This window comes from Halanaerobium sp. (genome assembly GCF_003070835.1).
The window spans coordinates 1-3,469 of sequence record NZ_QBLR01000343.1 but is presented as its reverse complement, the minus strand read 5'-3'; the positions used below and the strand labels follow the sequence as shown (position 1 = coordinate 3,469).

The 3,469-nt window shown below is 34.3% G+C and carries 3 protein-coding genes; all 3 read left to right on the top strand.

Going from position 1 to position 3,469, the window contains the following annotated elements; translation table 11 throughout:
- The first annotated feature begins 27 nt into the window (after positions 1 to 27).
- The 3 genes from CI949_RS18680 to CI949_RS18670 all read left to right on the top strand — a co-directional run bounded on the left by CI949_RS18680 (position 28) and on the right by CI949_RS18670 (position 3,364).
- Positions 28 to 996 (top strand): bile acid:sodium symporter family protein, encoded by a 969-nt coding sequence (locus tag CI949_RS18680; RefSeq protein WP_134060226.1) that lies wholly within the window; start codon positions 28 to 30, stop codon positions 994 to 996.
- 192 nt (positions 997 to 1,188) lie between these two features.
- Positions 1,189 to 2,532 carry a phosphomannomutase/phosphoglucomutase gene (locus CI949_RS18675; protein ID WP_134060225.1) on the top strand — a complete coding sequence of 448 codons (1,344 nt, stop codon included), beginning with the start codon at positions 1,189 to 1,191 and terminating at the stop codon, positions 2,530 to 2,532.
- A gap of 46 nt (positions 2,533 to 2,578) precedes the next feature.
- Entirely contained in the window at positions 2,579 to 3,364 is a 786-nt protein-coding gene (locus tag CI949_RS18670) for a nitroreductase family protein (protein WP_134060223.1), read from the top strand.
- Positions 3,365 to 3,469 lie beyond the last annotated feature (105 nt).

The window sequence follows — 3,469 nt, the reverse complement described above, 5'->3', positions numbered from 1 at the left end:
ATTTAGGAGAGAGAAGGGGAGGAGATTATGAAAACATTAGAAAAAGCAGTTAAATTTATTGGGGATTATTTTATTGTTTGGACGATTATAGCAGCAGTGATAGGTTTTTTTCAGTCATCTGTTTTTGGGTGGGTTCTGCCCCAAGTGACCGTGTTACTTGGAATTATCATGTTTGGAATGGGGATGACTTTAGAGGTTGAAGATTTTAAAAATATTTTAAAAAATCCCAAAGAAATTTTCATAGGCTCATTGGCACAATTCACATTGATGCCTTTAATTGCCTTTGGTTTAGCAGTTGTTTTTCAATTACCGCCAGAATTAGCAGTAGGAGTAATTTTAGTAGGTACATGTCCTGGTGGAACAGCATCAAATGTAATGACCTATCTAGCAAAAGGGGATGTTGCACTTTCAGTTTCAATTACAACTTTATCTACATTTCTAGCACCAGTTGTAACTCCTTTATTAACAGTCTGGCTTGCCGGAAAGTGGATTCCAGTTTCAGCAGGTGCGATGTTTATTTCGATAGTTAAGATTGTTTTAATCCCAATAGTTTTAGGGCTTATCATCAACAGTTTATTTGGCTCTAAACTAAAGGCTGTGACTAAATCATTACCAGCTGTTTCAGTAATAGCAATAGTTTTAATTGTTGGTGGAGTTGTGGGGGCTAATTCCGGGAAAATTGCTACAACAGGAGCGGCAATATTTTTAATTGTAATCTTACATAATGTACTTGGTATTATAAGTGGTTACTTCTTAGGAGATAAGCTAAGTTTGGAAGAAGCCAAAAAGCGTGCTTTAAGTATTGAGGTTGGTATGCAGAACTCCGGTTTGGCAGTTTCTTTAGCTGTTGCACATTTTAGTCCTGCAGCCGCAATACCTGCAGCTATCTTTAGCGTTTGGCATAACATCTCGGGACCATTAGTTGCCACTTATTGGTCCAGAAAGACAGATAGTTTAGCAAATAAAGAGCTGCAGCAGGAAGCAAAAGTTTCATAAGAAAAATTGTAAAATAATAAATGATAAACTGGAAAAGGGTCTAAAGCAAAATCTGCTTTGGGCTCTTTTTTGATTTTAAACAAGGAAAAAATTAATAAACATAGAATATATATAATAGAAAGAGTTATTAAAAATAGATTTTACAGAAAAATTATGTTTTAATTCAAATAAAGGTAATTAGGAGGCGATATTTTGAAAGCATTTAAAGCATATGATATTCGAGGAGTATATAATAAAGATTTTAACAAAGAAGATGTTTATAAAATTGGATATTTTCTACCAGAACTGCTGGCAGCTGATGAAGTATTAGTTGGTTATGACGATCGCGAATCAACCCCAGAGGTATTCGAAGCTCTGGCAGCTGGTATTACAGACCGGGGAGCAGATGTCTATAAAATTGGATATGCAACAACACCAATGGTTTATTATGGGACTGCAAAACATGGTTATAAGGCATCAGTGATGATAACTGCTTCTCACAACCCACCTGAATATAATGGCTTAAAAATTTCTAGAGAAAATGCACTGCCTGTAGGTTATGATTCTGGTTTAAAAGAATTAGAAGAAATGATAGAAACTAAGGAAGTTAAACCAGTTGGCAAAAATAAAAAAGGTAATATTTTAGAACATGACTTAAAAGCTGAATATATAGAATTCCAGAAATCATATCTACCAGATTTATCAAAACTCGACCTTTCAATTGATGTTTCTAATGGAATGGTTGCAATTTTAACTGATGCAATCTTTGGTGATCAGCCCCATTATTTATATAATGAACTTGATGGAACTTTTCCTAATCACGAAGCGAATCCTTTAGAAGCAGAAAATAGAGAAGATCTGAAAGAATTATTATTGGAAAAAGGTTCTGATATGGGACTTATTTTTGATGGTGATGGAGATCGGGTAATGTTTTTAGATGAAAAAGGAAACTTTATTTCTCCTGATTTAATTATTGCTTTACTGGCAGAGTACTATATTAAGCAGGGCAAGGGAAAAAATGTCTTATATGATATCCGTACTTCCTGGTCTGTCAAAGAGCATATTAAAGAGCTGGGTGGTAATTGTCATATGTGGAAGGTGGGTCATGCCTATGCAAAACTGAAGCTTAGAGAAATAGATGGTATTTGTGGAGGAGAACTTGCCGGTCACTATTATTACAAAGATTTTTTCTACTGTGACTCAGGAATGCTGACTGCTTTAGTTGTCTTAAATGTTGCCGCAAGATTAAAAGACGAGTGCAAGACTATTTCTGAATATATTGCTGAATTAGATAAATATGCAACTTCTGGTGAGGTTAACTTTAAAATTGAAAACAAAGCAGAGGTAATGGAGAATTTAAAGGATTATTTCTTCGAGAAACAAGAACCAGTAAGTTTTTATGATTTTGATGGTTACCGTTTAGAATACAAAGATTGGTGGTTTAATGTAAGACCTTCAAATACTGAACCATATTTAAGATTAGTCGTTGAAGCTAAAACCGAATCTGTGCTTGCAGAAAAGTTAGCTGAAATCAAAAAAGTCATGGATGTTGACTAATCAAAGTTTAATTAATTGAGCTTCATCTAAGAAAGGGGCGGGTCCTATGAATATTCCTGTTAAAAGATGGTATGAGGCTGTGTTGACTCGTTATTCTCAACAAAAATATATGACTAAAGAAATTAAGCCATTTACTATAAAATCGCTTGAGAAGAAATTTGAAGAATTAAATAATATTTATCCAGAAGTCAGAGTAAAATTAATAAAAAAGTCTGTTAAAGATATTTTACCTGCTTTAAAAGGTAAATATGGTAATTTCACTGAATCTCCTGCGTTTATCGCTTTTATTTTAAATGACAATGGTGAACACCGCTGGACAAAAATGGGCTACATTGGTGAAGCAGCTATTTTAGAAGCTACAGCCCATGGATTAGGCAGTTGTTGGATTGGCGGCAGATATGTTCCTGAAAGATCAAATCTTAAAATTGATTTGGAAAGAGGCGAGCGCTTAGTTGCAGTTAGTCCTATTGGATATTCATCAGAAAATTATAATTTAACCCGACATTTTATCTCGAAACTCTTTCCGCATCGAGACCGTAAAGATATAGAAGAATTATGCCCTGATGGTTATGATTCAGATTGGCCTGGTTGGGTAAAAAATGCCATCAAAATAGCCAGTTATGCTCCTTCAAGACTAAATAGACAGCCCTGGCGTTTTTACTATGGTGAAGGTAAATTAGTTGTAGATTGCAAAAGTGAGCCTTCAGCTTACAGAAGATTAGAATGTGGAATTGCACTTCTCCACTTAGAAATAGGAGCTTTAGATGGTGGAGTTACTGGAAGAATTGAATTTGGTGGTTTAGGACTTGCTTCTTTTGTTAAAGATAATTAAATTATAAAAGATAATTGAATATAATAATTTTAAAATTTAAAAACACTAAAAGTCGCGGTTTTAATTCCGCGGCTTTTTTGATGCCAGTTTTAATAAAAAGGATTC

Coding starts and splice junctions, on each gene's coding strand:
- CI949_RS18680 (WP_134060226.1), top strand. CDS start 28: ATGAAAACATTAGAAAAAGCAGTTAAATTTATTGGGGATTATTTTATT.
- CI949_RS18670 (WP_134060223.1), top strand. CDS start 2,579: ATGAATATTCCTGTTAAAAGATGGTATGAGGCTGTGTTGACTCGTTAT.